This is a genomic window from Actinoplanes nipponensis (assembly GCF_016862275.1).
Taxonomy (GTDB): domain Bacteria; phylum Actinomycetota; class Actinomycetes; order Mycobacteriales; family Micromonosporaceae; genus Actinoplanes; species Actinoplanes nipponensis.
Genome location: NZ_BOMQ01000094.1, coordinates 1 through 16,462, shown reverse-complemented (window position 1 = coordinate 16,462; position 16,462 = coordinate 1). Strand labels below are relative to the sequence as shown.

Annotated in this window: 14 protein-coding genes and 1 pseudogene; 8 read left to right on the top strand and 7 right to left on the bottom strand. The window is 72.5% G+C overall.

All coding sequences use genetic code 11. From position 1 onward, the window contains the following. Window positions 1–40: 40 nt before the first annotated feature. Window positions 41–1,627, top strand: coding sequence for a phosphomethylpyrimidine synthase ThiC (thiC, locus tag Ani05nite_RS37795; protein WP_203776554.1), 1,587 nt, complete (start codon window positions 41–43; stop codon window positions 1,625–1,627). Here the strand turns inward: thiC and Ani05nite_RS37790 are convergent. The 5 genes from Ani05nite_RS37790 to Ani05nite_RS37770 form a co-directional block, all read right to left on the bottom strand. Continuing rightward, window positions 1,615–2,055 carry a ribonuclease domain-containing protein gene (locus tag Ani05nite_RS37790; protein ID WP_203776553.1) on the bottom strand — a complete coding sequence of 147 codons (441 nt, stop codon included), beginning with the start codon at window positions 2,053–2,055 and terminating at the stop codon, window positions 1,615–1,617. The two genes, thiC and Ani05nite_RS37790, sit on opposite strands and share 13 nt — an antisense overlap. A gap of 133 nt (window positions 2,056–2,188) precedes the next feature. Further along, a complete protein-coding gene (locus Ani05nite_RS37785; RefSeq protein ID WP_203776551.1) occupies window positions 2,189–4,138 on the bottom strand; it encodes an MMPL family transporter in 1,950 nt (649 codons plus the stop codon). Between the two features lie 74 nt (window positions 4,139–4,212). After that, window positions 4,213–4,527 (bottom strand): cupin domain-containing protein, encoded by a 315-nt coding sequence (locus Ani05nite_RS37780; protein WP_203776549.1) that lies wholly within the window; start codon window positions 4,525–4,527, stop codon window positions 4,213–4,215. After that, the gene (locus Ani05nite_RS37775) at window positions 4,524–5,453 is read right to left on the bottom strand and encodes an LLM class F420-dependent oxidoreductase (protein WP_203776547.1); all 930 of its coding nucleotides are present in this window, start codon (window positions 5,451–5,453) and stop codon (window positions 4,524–4,526) included. Before Ani05nite_RS37775 ends, Ani05nite_RS37780 begins: the two co-directional genes overlap by 4 nt. A 10-nt stretch (window positions 5,454–5,463) precedes the next feature. Beyond that, a complete protein-coding gene (locus Ani05nite_RS37770; protein ID WP_203776545.1) occupies window positions 5,464–6,213 on the bottom strand; it encodes an ABC transporter ATP-binding protein in 750 nt (249 codons plus the stop codon). Between the two features lie 254 nt (window positions 6,214–6,467). On the opposite strand from Ani05nite_RS37770, the gene Ani05nite_RS37765 reads away from it, so the two are divergent. After that, complete coding sequence (locus Ani05nite_RS37765; protein WP_203776614.1) at window positions 6,468–7,478, top strand: ABC transporter substrate-binding protein; 1,011 nt, start codon at window positions 6,468–6,470, stop codon at window positions 7,476–7,478. Window positions 7,479–7,547: 69 nt separating this feature from the next. After that, window positions 7,548–8,372 carry an ABC transporter permease gene (locus tag Ani05nite_RS37760; protein WP_203776543.1) on the top strand — a complete coding sequence of 275 codons (825 nt, stop codon included), beginning with the start codon at window positions 7,548–7,550 and terminating at the stop codon, window positions 8,370–8,372. A gap of 51 nt (window positions 8,373–8,423) precedes the next feature. Here the strand turns inward: Ani05nite_RS37760 and Ani05nite_RS37755 are convergent, their stop codons facing one another. Next, entirely contained in the window at window positions 8,424–9,563 is a 1,140-nt protein-coding gene (locus Ani05nite_RS37755; protein ID WP_239131046.1) for an ABC transporter substrate-binding protein, read from the bottom strand. 501 nt (window positions 9,564–10,064) lie between these two features. Here Ani05nite_RS37755 and Ani05nite_RS37750 point away from each other — a divergent pair. The 5 genes from Ani05nite_RS37750 to Ani05nite_RS37730 all read left to right on the top strand — a co-directional run bounded on the left by Ani05nite_RS37750 (window position 10,065) and on the right by Ani05nite_RS37730 (window position 15,179). Further along, a complete protein-coding gene (locus Ani05nite_RS37750; protein ID WP_203776539.1) occupies window positions 10,065–13,337 on the top strand; it encodes a sensor histidine kinase in 3,273 nt (1,090 codons plus the stop codon). A gap of 2 nt (window positions 13,338–13,339) precedes the next feature. Then, a complete protein-coding gene (locus Ani05nite_RS37745) occupies window positions 13,340–13,753 on the top strand; it encodes a roadblock/LC7 domain-containing protein (protein WP_203776537.1) in 414 nt (137 codons plus the stop codon). Between the two features lie 53 nt (window positions 13,754–13,806). Then, a complete protein-coding gene (locus tag Ani05nite_RS37740) occupies window positions 13,807–14,169 on the top strand; it encodes a DUF742 domain-containing protein (protein WP_203776535.1) in 363 nt (120 codons plus the stop codon). Next, window positions 14,150–14,770 (top strand): GTP-binding protein, encoded by a 621-nt coding sequence (locus Ani05nite_RS37735; RefSeq protein WP_203776533.1) that lies wholly within the window; start codon window positions 14,150–14,152, stop codon window positions 14,768–14,770. The genes Ani05nite_RS37740 and Ani05nite_RS37735 overlap by 20 nt, the downstream gene beginning before the upstream one ends. Window positions 14,771–14,909: 139 nt before the next feature. Next, on the top strand, window positions 14,910–15,179 hold the full coding sequence (locus Ani05nite_RS37730) for a transposase (protein ID WP_203776532.1): 270 nt from the start codon (window positions 14,910–14,912) through the stop codon (window positions 15,177–15,179). On the opposite strand, the pseudogene Ani05nite_RS37725 reads toward Ani05nite_RS37730, so the two are convergent. Next, window positions 15,142–16,057: pseudogene (locus tag Ani05nite_RS37725) on the bottom strand (IS5 family transposase). The gene Ani05nite_RS37730 and the pseudogene Ani05nite_RS37725 overlap by 38 nt on opposite strands. Window positions 16,058–16,462 lie beyond the last annotated feature (405 nt).

Here is a 16,462-nt window from a genome sequence, read left to right as displayed (position 1 = left end):
GCCGTATGCCGTCCTTTTTGTCCCCAATTGAGGAGGAACCATGAGGCGCAAGGTGTACGTCGAGGGCTCGCGTCCGGACCTGCGGGTGCCGTTCGCCGAGATCGACCTGACCGGCGACAACCCGCCGGTCCGGCTCTACGACACGTCCGGCCCCGGCAGCGACCCGGAGGTGGGCCTGCCGCCGCTGCGCGGCCCGTGGATCGCCGAGCGCGGGGACGTGGCCCCGGTGGCCGGCCCGGGTACGCCGCTGGCCGGCACCCGGCCCACCCAGCTCGCGTACGCCCGGGCCGGGATCGTCACGCCGGAGATGGAGTTCGTCGCGATCCGGGAGAACGTCGAGCCGGAGGTGGTGCGCGAGGAGATCGCGACCGGGCGCGCGGTGCTGCCGGCCAACGTCAACCACCCGGAGATCGAGCCGATGATCATCGGATCGCGTTTCCTGGTGAAGATCAACGCGAACATCGGCACCTCCGCGGTCAGCTCGTCGGTGGCCGAGGAGGTGGAGAAGCTGACCTGGGCCACCCGCTGGGGCGCCGACACCGTGATGGACCTGTCCACCGGCAAGCGCATCCACGAGACCCGCGAAGCCATCGTGCGCAACTCCGCGGTGCCGATCGGCACGGTCCCGATCTACCAGGCGCTGGAGAAGGTGGACGGCGACCCGGTGAAGCTGTCCTGGGAGGTGTTCCGGGAGACCGTGATCGAGCAGGCCGAGCAGGGCGTGGACTACATGACCGTGCACGCCGGGGTGCTGCTGCCGTACGTGCCGCTGGCGGTGGACCGGATCACCGGCATCGTCTCGCGCGGCGGATCGATCATGGCGGCCTGGTGCCTCGCCCACCACCGGGAGAACTTCCTGTACGAGAACTTCGCGGAGCTGTGCGACATCCTGGCGCGGTACGACGTGACGTTCTCGCTGGGCGACGGGCTGCGGCCGGGTTCCATCGCGGACGCCAACGACGCGGCCCAGTTCGCCGAGCTGCGCACGCTGGGCGAGCTGACCCACGTCGCCTGGGAGCACGGCGTGCAGGTGATGATCGAGGGGCCGGGGCACGTGCCCATGCACAAGATCAAGGAGAACGTGGACCTGCAGCAGGAGCTGTGCGGCGGCGCGCCGTTCTACACCCTCGGGCCCCTGACGACGGACATCGCGCCCGCGTACGACCACATCACCTCGGCCATCGGGGCGGCGATGATCGGCATGTTCGGCACCGCGATGCTCTGCTACGTGACGCCCAAGGAACACCTCGGGCTGCCCGACCGGGACGACGTCAAGGCCGGGGTGATCGCGTACAAGATCGCCGCGCACGCCGCCGACCTGGCCAAGGGGCACCCGGGCGCGCAGGACTGGGACGACGCGCTGAGCAAGGCCCGGTTCGAGTTCCGCTGGGAGGACCAGTTCAACCTGGCCCTGGACCCGGAGACCGCGCGGGCGTACCACGACGCGACCCTGCCCGCGGCGCCGGCGAAGACCGCGCACTTCTGCTCGATGTGCGGGCCCAAGTTCTGCTCGATGAAGATCACCCAGGAGCTCAAGGAGTACGCGGCCCGGGGCATGCAGAACAAGAGCGAGGAGTTCGTCTCCGCCGGCGGCCGGGTCTACCTGCCGGTCACTCAGAGCTTGTAGAAGTTGGCGTAGTGGTCGGGGGTGAACCAGGTCTCGCGGGTGGACCGGTTCACCACGATCCGGTACGCGTCCCGCGCCGCGCCCCGGGAGCGGGGGTAGACGTCGTACTCGCTGTAGGTGGCGTTGGCCGGCAGCTGACCCTCGCGGTTCTGGAACGTGCCACCGGTGTAGTTGTACTGCCCGTACGGCCAGCTGTACCAGCCCGCGCTGGTCGGCCAGCCGAGCGAGCTCCAGCCGGTGCGCGCGGTCCGGGCCGCCGAGCAGCGCGACTGGGTGCAGCTGGAGTGGACGGCGGCCTCGGCGGCGGCGGTGTGCGTGGGCGTCACCACGGCGGGGGCGACGAGGCCGGCGCCGGTGAGGGCGAAGACGACGGCGACCGCCGACAGCAGGCGGCGCAGGCGGGACGGGCGGGGTGCGTCAGCAGACATGGCGAACTCCGTAGCGTCGGTGGCCCGTCCGACCGGGCCGTGCCCACATCGTGCGGGTCCCGAAGCCGGTGCGGTACATCCCCGACGCATCATTCCATCGGCGTTCGGCTATGTGTTGGCCGCCGCTCGCCCGCTATTTGCCCAGGCCGCTGACCCAGTCCACGTAGTCCTCGTCCTTGCCGCCGGCGGCCTTGCGGCGGCCGGCCGGGCCGGGCTCGGTCTGCGGGCCGGGCGCGGTCTGCTGGCCCGGCGCGGTCTGCTTGCGCGGGGCCGGGGTGACGGTCAGCGGGGGCGTGACCGGATCCGGGTGCGGCAGCGGCGCGCTGATCGCGGTCGGCTCGGGGGTCAGCGGCTCGGCGGACTTGCCGCGGCCGAACGGGCGCAGGCCGCGGCCCAGCCGACCGCCGGCGGTGCGGGGCGGCTCGGCGGTGGTGCGGGGCGGCTCGGCTGTAGTGCGGCGTGGCTCGGCGGTGGACGTGGACGTGCCGACGCCGGGGGGCAGCGGGCGGGTGGCGGGCTCGGGGACGTACGGCTGCGGCTCGGCCCGGCCGCCGGGCCGCGGTGCGGTCGCGGCGGGGGACCAGGGGGCGCCACCGGATCGCGGTGACTCGTCGGGGCCCCGCGAGCCTGTCCGGCCCGGGGCGTCGGTCCGGCCCGGGGAGTCGGTTTCGGCCCGGGAGAAGGCGTCGAACGAAGCCGGCTCCCGGTGGGCATGATCAGCCGGGGGGACATCACCACCGGAGCGGCCGCCGGGGAACTCGCGGGCATCGCGACCGGGCGAGCCGGGCCTCCCGGCCGGGCCGGTGGCCGGGAACTCGCCGGTGCGGCCGATGAAGGCGTCGGCGACGTTGGACCGGCGGCCACGCCGGCGTGGCTTCTCCGGTTTGCCCTCGGCCGCGCTCGGGCCGCCGAGGCCCGCGCCCGCGCCGGCCGAGTGCGCGCCCGCCGGGCCCCCGTCGCCCGGGTCCGCATCGGCCGGGTGCCCGCCACCCGGGCCGCCACCCGGGCCGCCACCCGGGCCGCCACCCGGGCCGGCGCCCGTCGGAGGCGACGCGGCGCGATCCCGCGGGGACAGGTCGAAGACGCCCGTGTCGGCCGGGCGTGCCGGCTGGTCGCCGGCCGGCGCGCCGCCGGCCGCCGCGATCGCCGATTCCGGCTGGTTGGTGCGCCGGGGCAGCGGGGGCTTCTCCGGCTCGTGGCCGTCCCGGTCGTCCTCGTCGCCGGGCAGCGGGCCGCGGCGCAGCACCGCCGCCAGCACCGACCCGAGCACCCCGGCGCCGGTGGCGGTCATCGCCGCCCAGTACGGCACCACCTGGTAGCGGTCGCCGCCGGAGCCCGGCCCGGCGATGAGGTACGCGATCGTCAGCAGCGCCGGACCGGGCAGGCCGGCCAGCGCGATCGTCAGCGTGGGCAGTTCGCGCCGGCGGGCCGCCCAGCCCAGCGTCGCCCCGATCAGCAGGGCCAGGGCGGGCATCGTGGCCAGCGCCGTCCGCTGGGTCACCGCGGGGGACAGGAAGCCGGCGTCGAAGACGCCCAGCCGGACCGCGGGCAGCGGGTCGCTCGGGGCCAGCGAGGGCGCCACCGACACCAGCGCGACCAGCCACACCGCCGCGCCCAGCGCGATCAGGCTCCACCGGGCGACCGCCTGGGCCAGCGCGGCCCACGCGGCGAACACCCCGACCAGGGCGCCCAGGCCGGCGCAGATGGCGATCACCACCACCGGGTTCACGCCGTCGACCTGGGCGGTGCGGGCCGGCTGCATGGTCAGCGGCACCACCACGCCCGCGCCGATCGCGGCGGAGAAGGCCAGCGCCAGCTCGGCGCCGACGCCGGGCACCGGGGCGCCCGGGGACCAGCGCCGCAGCAGGCCGGCGCCGGCCAGGGCGCCCACCACCGCCGCCAGCATCGGGACCCAGGCCACCCAGGCCAGCTGGGCCGTCCACTGATCACGGTTGGTCACGTCCAGCACGCGGGTGAGCCGCACGATGCCGAGGCCGTACGCCAGCCCCAGCTGGCTCGCGCCGGCCAGCGCGCCCACGCCGAGGGTGGCCGCCAGCAGCTTGGCCCAGGTCCGAAATGCCATGCCGGGCAGGTTACGGAATGGTCCGTGGCGCTGCCAGTCCGGAGCCCCCTTCTTAAGGCAGGCCAAAATTCCGCTCAGGCGGGGTCCGGCCCGGCCTTCAACTCTACGATTCGGCCGATATACACAGTGTCACCGGCGTTGGTCAGCATGTGCGTCTGGCCCGGCTCCCGGTAGACCACGCTGCCGGTCTCCTCCTCGACGTCGATGCGCTCGCCGGCGGCGGTGTGGATGACGTTCCGGGCGCCCTGCACGGCGATCACCACGTAGGCCAGCCCGTGGTGGTGCAGCGGCTGGGTCTCGCCCGGGGCCAGGGTGATGTGCCATACCCGGACCCGGTCGTTCTCGAGCAGGATCTCCTGCCCGACCGGTCCCAGCGCCTGCTCCGTCATAGCTCTCCCAGCTGCGGCAGGACCCGGGACGCGATGAGCTCCACGTGATCCAGGTCGGACATGTCGATCACGCGCAGGTGCACGCGGGTGGCGCCGATCGCGGCGAACTCGCCGATTCGCTGGACCAGGGTGTCCGGCGACCCGACCACCGGGTCCTCCGGGGGCAGGGCGCTGGGGACGTGCAGGGGAGCGGCCCGGCGCTCGGCCTCCGCGTCGGTGCGGCCGATCGCCACGACGATCCCCGCTGACAGCGTGACGCTGCGCCCGTACCTCTTGCTCGCGGCCCGGACCCGGTCGAAGGCCGCCGCCGTCTCGCTCACCGTCTTGAACGGCATGTTGAACTCGTCCGCGAAGCGGCCGGCCAGCTCGGGCGTGCGCTTCGCGCCGCGGCCGCCGATGATGATCGGCGGCCCGGGCCGCTGCACCGGCTTGGGCAGCGCCGGCGCGTCCAGCAGCCGGTAGTGCTTGCCCTCGTGGGAGAACCGGGCGCCGTCCGGCGTCGACCACAGCCCGGTGATGATCGCCAGCTGCTCCTCGAGGCGGTCGAAGCGCTCACCCAGCGGGGGGAACGGGATGCCGTACGAGGTGTGCTCGCGTTCCAGCCAGCCGGCGCCCAGCCCCAGCTCGACCCGCCCGCCGCTCATCGCGTCCACCTGGGCCACCATGATCGCCAGCGGGCCGGGCAGCCGGAACGTGGCCGAGCTGACCAGCGTGCCGAGCCGCAGCCGGGACGTCTCGCGGGCCAGGCCGGCCAGGGTGAGCCAGGCGTCGGTCGGGCCCGGCAGGCCCGGGTCGGCGCCCATCGACTGGTAGTGGTCGGCCCGCAGGTAGCCCTCGAAGCCGCCGTCCTCGGCGTGCCGCGCCAGCCGGAGCTGGTCGTCGTAGGTGGCGCCGCGGTGCGGCTCGGTGAACAGGCTGACGCGCATCGGCTGGTCCCTAGGCCATCAGGAGTTCGTGCAGCTCGGCGCTGCACCGGGCGACGTCTTCGAGGTGGGCCCCGCGGCCCAGGGTGCGGGGCCGCGGGATCCCGATGTCGAGGATCTCGCGGATCCGGCCGGGGCGCGGGCTCAGCACCACCACCCGGTCGGCCAGCAGGACCGCCTCGTCGATCGAATGCGTGACGAACACGATCGTGGTGCCCAGCTCCATGTGCACCCGCTGCAGCTCGCCCGAGAGTTCCTCTCGCGTGAGCGCGTCCAGCGCCGAGAACGGCTCGTCCATGAGCATCAGCCGCGGGTTCGCGATCAGCGACCGGCACAACGCCACCCGCTGCTGCATGCCGCCGGAGAGCTCGTGCGGCAGCCGCTTGGCGAAACCGGAGAGCCCGGTCATGGCCAACAGCTCGTGCGCGCGGTCGCGGTGCGCCGCCTTGCGGCCGCCGAAGATCTGCACCGGCAGCAGCACGTTGTCCAGCACCGAGCGCCAGGGCAGCAGGGCGGGCTTCTGGAACATCATCGCGATGTCGCGGCGCGGCTTGGTCACCCGTTCGCCTGACACCCGGATCTCGCCCGCGGTCACCGGGAGCAGTCCGGCGACCAGCCGCAGTAATGTGGACTTTCCGCAGCCCGAGCGGCCGAGGACGGCGACGAACTCGCCGTCGGCGACGTCCAGGTCGATGCCGCGTAAGGCCTCCACCGTGCCGGAGCGGCCCGCGAAAGTCCGGGAGACGCCGGTGAGACGGATCATCTGCGGGTGCTCCCGATAGCGTCGGATCGATGCGGTGCCACTCTAGCCAGCTCTCGCCGCGGCGCCGTGACCACCCCGTCCACAAGGGCCTTTGAGACATACCTGTCATCGATGTCCGGGCCCGGGTCCCCTACGCTAACGCCGAGTTCGCGCACACCTCCAAGCGGCGCCGGTGCACCCTCCGCCCGGCGCCGACTGCCTCGACACCCCCTCGGTTGGGAAGGAACACGGTGCACAGAAGAACGTTCACCCGCATGTTCGTGGCCGCCGCGCTGGCCACGACCCTCGCCGCCGCAGCCGGTTGCAGCGACGACGGGGATGACACCAGCGCGTCCGGCGGCACGCAGACGCTGGAGAAGATCACCTACCTGACGTCGTTCGGCACCTTCGGCCGCGACTCGTACGCATACGTGGCCAAGGAGAAGGGCTACTTCCGCGACGCCGGCTTCGACGTCGAGATCAAGCCCGGCGGCGGCAGCGGCGAGGGCATCAAGCAGATCGTCGCCGGCACCGCGCAGTTCACGCCGATCGACCTGACCGGCGGCCTGCTCGCCGCCGGCGGCCCGGCCAAGGCCAGCGGCTTCACCGCGGTCGGCGCCGTGCAGCAGCGCACCATGGCCGCGATCATGTCCCTCGACGGCTACGGCATCACCGCGCCCAAGGACCTCGAGGGCAAGACGCTGGCCGACACCCCCGGCTCCGTCGTGCGCAACCTGTTCCCCACGTACGCGAAGCTGGCCAACGTGGACGCGACCAAGGTCAAGTTCGTCAACGGCAACCCGCAGACGCTGTTCGGCACGCTGGCCCAGCACAAGGTGGACGGCATCGGCCAGTTCGTGGTCGGCAAGCCCACCATCGAGGGCATCGCCAAGAAGCCGGCCGTGCTGCTGCCGTACAGCGACTACCTGCAGGACCTCTACGGCAACGTGCTGATCACCAGCAGCAAGTACGCCAAGGAGAACCCGGAGAAGGTCAAGAAGTTCACCGCCGCCCTGCTCAAGGGCCTGGAGGACGCGATCACCAACCCCGACGAGGCCGGCAACCTGCTGAAGAAGAACGTGCCGACCGCCGACCCCAAGTCGGCCGCGGCGGAGCTGACGCTGATGGCGCCGTTCGTGCGGTCCGAGGCCTCCGGCGTGCCGGTGGGCGCCCTGGACAGCCAGCGGGTCGCGCGCAGCATCGCCATCCTGCAGGGCTCCGGCCAGATCCAGGCCGGACTGACGCCCGAGCAGGTCATCAGCTTCGACCTGGTGCCGAACGCCTGATCCGGCTCAGCCACGGGGCCCGTCCAGCCGGCGGGCCCCGTGCGCCGGGAAGTGGGAGCGACAAGACCGATGACTGACCTGGCGACAGCGCCCGCCCCGGCGGCGGCCGAGCCGGCCGGGGGCGCGCGCCGCCGTACCCTGCTGGCCGTGGCCTGGCCCCTGCTCGGCCTGGCCGTCGCGATCGGCCTCTGGTGGGCCGGCACGACGCTCTTCTCCATCAACACGGTGGTGCTGCCCTCGCCGCCCGCCGTGATCGACGGCTTCGGCCGCTACCACGAGTTCCTCGTCGACGAGGCGTGGCACACCACCGCCGCCACGGTCGAGGGCTTCCTGCTCTCCGTCGGCGTCGGCGTGCTGCTGGGGGCGGCCATCGCCGCGTGGGGGCCGTTCGAGCGGATGTTCTCGCCGCTGCTGGTCGCGTTCAACGCGGTGCCCAAGGTGGCGCTCGCGCCGCTGGTGCTGATCTGGTTCGGCTACGGGCGCACGCCGATCCTGGCGATGGCGTTCATGGTCTGCTTCTTCCCGATCGTGCTGTCCACCGCGACCGGCCTCACCAGCACCCCGGCCGACCTGGCCGAGCTGGTCCGGTCGATGGACGCCTCCCGGATGCAGACCTTCGCCCGGGTGCGGCTGCCCGCCGCGCTGCCGCAGATCTTCGTCGGGCTCAAGGTGGCGATGCCGCTCGCGGTCATCGGCGTGGTGGTCGGCGAGATGCAGTACGGCGAGAGCGGCCTGGGCACGATCATCGTGCAGACCAGCGGCCAGGGTGACACCGCGACGGCGTTCGCGGCCATCACCCTGCTGGCGCTGATCAGCATCGTCCTGTACTACCTGCTGGTCGTCGGGGAACGGCTCGCCCTGCCCTGGGTGCGCGCCACCACCTCGCAGCGCTGAACGCAACGGGCCGGCTCACCGAGCCGGCCCGTGGCCTCGTTCGTACCGGGGTCAGCTCAGCAGCCGCCAGCGGCCGCTGCGCGCCACCAGCAGGGTCAGCGCCTGCGGCATCAGTCCGGAGTGGTTGTCCGGGGTCAGCCGGATCGGGCCGGCCAGCCCGTCGGTCTGCGAGGTCTCCAGCACGTCGCGGATGCGCTGGCGGTCGCCGCCGACCCGGGCCACCGCGTCGGCGATCAGCTCCACCGCGTCGGCCGCGAACGCGGCCACCCCCGAGTAGCTGCCGTACCGGGCGGTGTAGTCCCGGAACCACTGCTTGCGGGCCGCCTTCGCCGGCGTCGTGGCGATCACGTCGTCGATGGCCAGGATCTGGGTGAACACCATGGTGGTCTTGTCGGTGGCGGTCGCGGCGGCCTGCGGCAGGAAGAGGTCGCCGGCGGCGGCGGCGTCGAAGTAGACGGCCCCGGTGAAGCCGGCCGCCTTGGCGCTGGTGGCCGCCAGGGTCGCCTGGTCGGAGCCGGCCAGCACCACGAGGGCGTCCGGCCCGGCGTCGGTCAGCGTGCCGACGGTCTGGCTGATCTCGGTGGCCGCCGGCTTCACGCTGCGGGTGCCCGACACCTCGATGTCCGCCGCCTCGAGCTGCAGGGCCATCTTCTTCTGGGCGGCGCGCCCGTAGAGGTCGTCGGCCCACAGCAGCGCGGCCTTCTTCGTCTTCTTCCGGACCAGCTCGGCCACGATCGCCGCCACGCTGTCGGTCGAGTTCGGACCGAGCTTGAAGACGTACCGGCGGTTCTCCACCGGGGTGGTGACCTCGTCGGCCGCGGCGAGCGCGATCGTCGGGATCTTCTGGTCGTTGATGGTCTTGGCCGCGTTGACCACGCACGCGCCGCAGGATCCGGTGATCACCGCGGCGACCGCCTCGTCCTGGGCGAACGCGCCGATGTTGCGCAGCGTGGCGGTGGGGTCGGACCGGTTGTCCTGGATGCGCAGCACCAGCTCGCGGGAACCGAGCACGCCGGAGGCGTTGAGCTGGTCGACCTTGAGCTGCAGGGCGCGCGAGTACGCGAAGTCGACGGCCGAGCCCGAGGTGGCCAGGTCGGCGCCGATCACGATCTGGGTCTTGTCGCCGGCGTCGGCGTCGGAGTCCGAATCGCAGCCCGTCAGCGCGGCGACGACGAGCGCCGATGCAGCCACGGACGCCGTCAGACGGCGGGGGAGCCTCACTGCGGGTGCCTCCTAGGGGCGGTACCCGGGATGAACCCATCCCGGTGCACGCAACGTTGTCCGGTGTGGACCGCGCGAACACGGACAGTCCGTCCGTCCGATCGCGCCAAACCTTGCCAACGTGAAGGTCCCTGGTCAAGCCGGGCCCGGACGGCCCGACGGGACGACTTTCCCACATAGTGGTTGGAATCTTGATGGATCAGCGTCACTGCACCGATACGGAACGTCGCGACGGTTACATTCGTGCACGTCAACGCCTACGCAGTGTCGATTGTCGAACCGAACGGTTGATTGCCAGCGCGCCGTGAACGCTGTTTCCGGAACGCCGCAGACTTCCCAAACCGTTGCCGGTTCTGATGAAATCGCGGCCGTGCCGCGTGTGGCACGGGCCCTGTCGCGTGGATCGGCTATTCCCGGGCGGCAGCATCGGGATGGTCGAAGAGATGCGGGGATGACCAGCGAGGAGATGTCGTGAGCACCGGTTCGTCGGCCCAGGCTTCGACCTACCCCGCCCTCGCCTCCGGAAACCCGGCGGGGAGCAGCGCCGACGGCGGCCGTACCGGCGGCGGTGGCACCCGCGAGCGGCGTGGCCGCATCCCCCGCCTGCGCGACGCGAAGATCCGCTCCAAGCTCGCGCTGATCCTGTTCGTGCCGCTGCTGGCCGTGCTCGCGCTGGCCACCGTCCGGCTCGTCGACGTGGGCGGCTCCGCGCTCGACGCCCGTCAGGTCGAGGACCTGACCCGGCTCTCCACCGACGTCTCGGACCTCACGCAGTACCTCCACAAGGAGCGGATGGCCGCGGCGGCGTTCCTGGCGACGCCCAGCGCCAAGGCGGACGGTTACAACGCCGCCATCGCTCTCAGTGACCAGCGGATCCAGCGGTACACGGCGGACCGCCGCGAGCTCGACGAGCCGCCCGCCGCCGTCCGGGACCGGCTGGCCCGCATCGACGAGCACCTGCAGACGATGGACGCCACCCGTAAGAAGGTCACCGACCGCGACGAGATTGCCGTCTCCGAGGTCGTCCTGCGGTACGGCGTCGTGCTGACCGACCTCGTCGGCTACGGCGAGGTGCTCAGCCAGTACGCCGGCGAGGGCGCGGTCGCCGACAGCCTGCGGGCCGTCTCCGCGTTCGCCCGGGCCAAGGCCGGCACCGCGGAGCAGGAGGCGGTCGCCTACGCCTCCCGCGCCTCCGGCGACGTCAGCGCCGAGCAGCTCTCGGTGCTCACCGCCACGGAGACCAGCCAGCAGGAGGCGCTCGAAAGTTTCGCCCTGGTGGCCACCCCGCAGCAGCGCGCGCTGGTGGACAACACCGTCACCGGCGACGCGATCAACCTGGCCGACCAGTACGCCACCCGGCTCAACCGCTCCGAGCCGATCCCGGCGATCGAGGTCACCCAGGCGTTCGGCGCGGTCGTCGACCTGATGCGCTGGGCCGAGCAGCGGCTCGAGACCCAGGCGCTGGACCAGGCGGCCGACGAGAGCTCCGCGGTGGGCCGGCAGGCCGCCCTGGAGGCCGGCCTGGTGCTGCTGACGCTGATCATCGCCGTCGCGCTCGCCGTCGTGCTGGCCCGCTCGCTCAACCTCTCGCTGCGCCGGCTGCGCGAGGGCGCGCTGGCCGTGGCCAACCGCGACCTGCCCGAGGCGGTCGCCCGGCTGCGCGACGTCCGCAACCTGGGCGACGGCGGGGCCGACGACATCGTGCGGCAGGTCCGGGACCCGATCCGGCTCAACAACCGCGACGAGGTCGGCCAGGTGGCGCAGGCGTTCAACGTCGTGCACCGCGAGGCGGTCCGGATCGCCGCCGAGCAGGCCGCGCTGCGGACCAGCGTCTCGGCGATGTTCCTCAACCTGGCCCGCCGCTCGCAGAGCCTGGTCGACCGGATGATCGGCGAACTGGACCAGATCGAGCGCGGCGAGGAGGACCCGAAGCGGCTCGCGCAGCTCTTCGAGCTCGACCACCTCGCCACCCGGATGCGCCGCAACGACGAGAACCTGCTGGTCCTGGCCGGCGCCGACTCCAGCCCGCCGCGCCGCGAGGACGCCCTCGTGGTCGACGCGCTGCGGGCCGCGCAGTCCGAGGTCGAGCTCTACAACCGCATCGAGTTCGGCACGGTCGACACCGACATCTCGATCGCGGCCGTGGCCGTCAACGACGTCGTGCGGCTGGTCGCCGAGCTGCTCGACAACGCGACCCGCTTCTCCCCGCCGAACACGGTGGTGGTCGCGGACGGCCGGCGCATCCGCGACTACGTGGTCATCCAGGTCGAGGACCGCGGGCTGGGCATGTCCGAGGAACAGATGGACTCGCTCAACCGGCGGCTGGCCGAGACGCCGGACGTCGACGTGGCCGCGTTCCGGCTGATGGGCCTGGCCGTGGTGAGCCGGCTGGCCAACCGCTACGGCATCCGGGTGGAGCTGCGGGCCAACATCGAGGGCGGCACCGTCGCCCAGGTGATCCTGCCGAACCACATCGTGGTGCTCCCGCACAACCGGCCGCTGGACCCGCCCTCGCGCGGCAACCGCCAGCTCGACGCCACCCCGGCCAACTGGAACGACCCGATGCCGCTGGGCCGGGGCAGCGCCGCGACGGCGACCCTGCCGGCCATCGCCCCCGAGCCCTGGGGCCGGCGGGCCGACGACGGCCTGGTCCGGGCCGGCGCCGGCGGCTTCCCGGCGACCTCCGCCCCGCAGCAGCCGGCGCACCCCCAGCTCCCGCGGCAGCCCTCGCAGCTGCCCGGCCGCGGCGAGGACATGCCCACCCCGGACCGCCCGACGCTGCCCAAGCGCGGCGAGAGCGCGCCGGCCACGGACCGTCCGCCGCTGCCCACCCGGGTCACCCAGCCGGCCGAGTCCACCCCGGTCTCCGGCCCGGGCTACGGTTCCGGCGCCACCAGCTCGCCGACCATGGCGTACCCCACCATGAAGGCCGCGGCGCCCGACCGGCAGGTGCAGCAGAGCTTCGCGCCCGCCTCGGGTTTCGCGACGCCGGACGGCGGCACGGTGCCGGCGCCGCGGCGACCGGCCAGCCCGAACCCGAACGGCTGGGGCGCCGCGCTCGCCGCGATGCCCCCGCCGCCCCCGCCGCCGGCCGCGCAGCCCGAGGACCGCGGCGAGAGCTCGCCGATCTTCCTGGAGATGCAGCAGAGCTGGTTCAAGGGACACGACGGGCCGATCTCCGAGGAGTGGAGCATGCCGACCGCGGGGTACGCGCCACCGCCGAACCACTCGCAGGCCGCGGCGGCTGCGGCGGCTGCGTCCCCGCCGGCGCCCGCCCCCGCCCCGAAGGCCACCCCGCCGGCTGCTCCGGCCCCGCCGGCCACCCCGGCGCCGGCCCCGGTCCCCCCGGCTTCCCGGCCGGAACCGACGACCTCCCGCACCCCGAGCGCGGGGCAGAATGGTTCGCGACCGGCGGAGGCCGGTCCGGACAGCGGCTCCCAGGTGCCCCGGCCACGCAGGTCGGCCGAGGACGCCTGGCGTACCGCCGCCGACGAAGGATGGCAGCGGGCGATGGCCGCGGCGGAACCCACCGTCAGCGACACCACCCGTTCCGGACTACCCAAGCGGGTGCCCCAGGCCCAGCTCGTCCCCGGTGGCGTGCAGAGCAGCCCGCGCAACCAGAACCGTCGCAGCCCGGATGAGGTACGCGGCCTCCTCTCCGCGTACCACCGCGGTGTGCAACGTGGGCGCACCGCCGGCAGTGAAGAAGCTGCCGCAGTAGCCCCTGCTCCGAAGGAGAACTAACAGTGACCAGGCCCCCCACCATGCAGGACATGGGCTGGCTGCTCAGCAACTTCGCCGACAGCGTGGCCGGTATCGCGCACGTCGTCGGGGTCTCCGCGGACGGCCTGCTGCTGGCCTCGTCGCGGGACCTGCCGGCGGACCGCGCCGACCAGCTCGCCGCGATCACGTCCGGCGTCGTCAGCCTCACCGACGGCGCGTCGCGGATGTTCAACGCCGGCGCGGTGCAGCAGACCATCATCGAGATGGACAGCGGATACCTGTTCCTGATGTCGATCAGCGACGGCTCGTCGATGGCCGTGCTGGCCGCGCGCAGCTGCGACGTCGGCCAGGTCGGCTACGAGATGGCCCTGCTGGTCGAGCGGGTGGGCGCCGCCCTGGTGCCCGCACCCCGCGAGGCCGTCGCGCACCAGGTCTGACCCGTACCACCCCGCAACGCTGCTGACGTGAGCCGGAAGGAGGTGACCGCACGATGGGGCAACCCAGTGACCCCCGGGGCAACCTGGTCCGTCCCTACGCGGTCACCCGGGGCCGGACGGAGCCGCGTCGCGACATCCCCATCGAGGCGGTGCTGGTCGCCAGCCAGGCCGCCGTTCAGGAATCCCGGTTCGCCGGGCATGACAAGTACCGCATCGCCGTGCTGTGCGAGCCGCGGGCGCAGTCGTTGGCCGAAATCGCGGCCTACAGCCGGCTCCCGTTGGGAGTAGCCCGGGTGCTCGTCGCCGACATGGTCGCCGACGGGCTGTTGTCGCTGCACAGTGCCGCTCCCAAGGAAGGCTTCACGGAGCGGATGGATCTGCTGGAAAGGGTGTTGAGTGGACTTCGCAAGCTCTGAGCGGGCGGGGGCGCAACCCAAGGAGATCACCTCCGCGAAGATCGTCATTGCCGGCGGCTTCGGCGTGGGCAAGACGACCCTGGTCGGTGCGGTCTCCGAGATCGAGCCGCTGACCACCGAGGCCGTGATGACCTCGGCGGGCCAAGGCATCGACGACGCGTCCAAGGTGCCCGGCAAGGAGACCACCACGGTCGCCATGGACTTCGGCCGCATCACCATGGCCGACGACCTGATCCTGTACCTCTTCGGCACGCCCGGGCAGACCAGATTCTGGTTCATGTGGGACGAGCTGATCAGGGGTGCGGTGGGCGCGGCCGTGCTGGTGGACACCAGGCGGATCTCCGACGCCTTCGCGCCGCTCGACTATTTCGAGAACCGTCACCTGCCGTACCTGGTGGCGCTCAACTGCTTCGACGGCGCTCCCCGGTACGAACCGGAGGAGGTCCGCGAGGCCCTGGCCATCGCGCCGCACGTGCCGCTGCTCATGTGCGACGCCCGGCACCGCGACTCGGTGAAGTCGGTGCTGGTCGGGGTCGTGGAGCACGCGATGGCCACCCTGGTGGCCGAGCAGGGGAGGGGATTCCCCGCAACGGTGGGCTGAGTACCGGCCCGCTGCGGCGGTCCGCCGGCGCGCGGACCGTCGCCCGGCGGCGGGCTCGGGTTCACCGAGGGTGGATGGCGCCCTTGTCCGCTCCGGGCGGGTCGCTCCCCGGCACGGCCGAGGTACGCGCTCCTGGTGAGTGCTGTACGGCGTGATCCGCCGCTGTCGGCTGACCGATGCCGACAGCGACGGCGACTGGCTGACACCGACGTTCAACAAGCTGATCCATCGCCATCGCAACGTCGTGGAGCGTGGCTTCAACCGGCTCGAGCAGTGCCGGTCAGTGGCCACCCGCTACGACAGGAACAGCACCGGCGCCCAGCCTCACCCGGCCACCGGCGCGACCGGATGGAACCACGCACGAGCTTGGGCTAGGGCGTGTTTCGTAGTGCTCGCAGCCATTGGTTGATGGCGGCGATGGTGAGGGTGGCTTCGTAGCGGACGGCGAGTTTGTCGTACCTGGTGGCCATGGCGCGGTGTTGTTTGAGCTGGTTGATGCCGCACTCGACGGCATGACGCAGGCGGTAGGCGTCAGGGTCGAAGGCGGGCGGGCGCCCGCCTTTGGACCCTTTGGCTTTGCGGTGGGCGTCCTGGTCGGCCTTGCTTGGGATTGCAGGCTCGGATGCCACGGGATCGCAGGTGGGCGCGGTTGGCCTTCGATGTGTACGCCTTGTCGGCCAGCACGGTGTCCGGCCGGGTTCGGGGCCGGCCGCCACCGGCCCGGGTAACACGCACCTTGGCCAGCACACCGATGAACTGAGGACTGTCGCCTCGCTGGCCGGCGGTGACCACCAGGGCCATCAGTTTGCGGCCTTGTTCGCAGGCCAGATGCGTCTTGGTGGTCCACCCACCGCGGGACCTGCCGAGGCCGTGATCTGCCGGCTCTGACTGGACACCGCCAGGCGGCTCCTTCTGCCCGTCGCCGTCACGCCGGGCTCCGGCCGCGTGTTGATGGGCGCGGCTGATCGTGGAGTCCATGCTCACCGTCCAGCCGATCAACCCGGCCGCATCAGCACGGGCCTGCAACACGGTCAGGATCTGCGTCCAGACGCCGTCACGTTGCCAGCGACGGAACCATCGATACAGGGTTTGCCACGGCGGATACACCTCGGGCACGTCCCGCCAGGGTGACCCGGTCCGGACCCGCCACCGGATCCCGTCAATGATCACTCTTATCGTTCATCTGCGGGGCCGACTACGCACCGTTCCGGCAGGCAGCAACGGTTCGAGCACCGCCCACTGCACGTCGGTCAAGTCGTGTCGCCTCGCTGCCGCTACGCTCGGCACGAGGTCTCCGGTGTGAAGTTCTGGCTTGGTCGCTTGAACCAAATACCGGAGACCTCTTCAGTTCTCGATCACCGCCACGCCGCGACATCGACGTCGCCTACGAAACACGGCCTAGTGGCGGGAGTGCCCGGTGCGAACCGGCGAGCGGCGCACCGCCGCCGGCCCTTGGCTGGATCTTGGTGCGTGCAGCCCACTTTCGCGGCGTGGCGTCAACAAGATCCAGCCGAAGAGGGCGCGCGGTGGCGGGCTCTGCGCAGGGCGGGTGAGGCCGGGCGCGCTCAGAGGGCCGGTACGGCCGGGACAGCGAGGCCACGGCCGGGGGCAACGTCACGGCCGGGGGCAACGTCACGGCCGGGGGCAACGTCACGGCCGGGGGCAACGTCACGGCCGGGGGCAACGTCACGG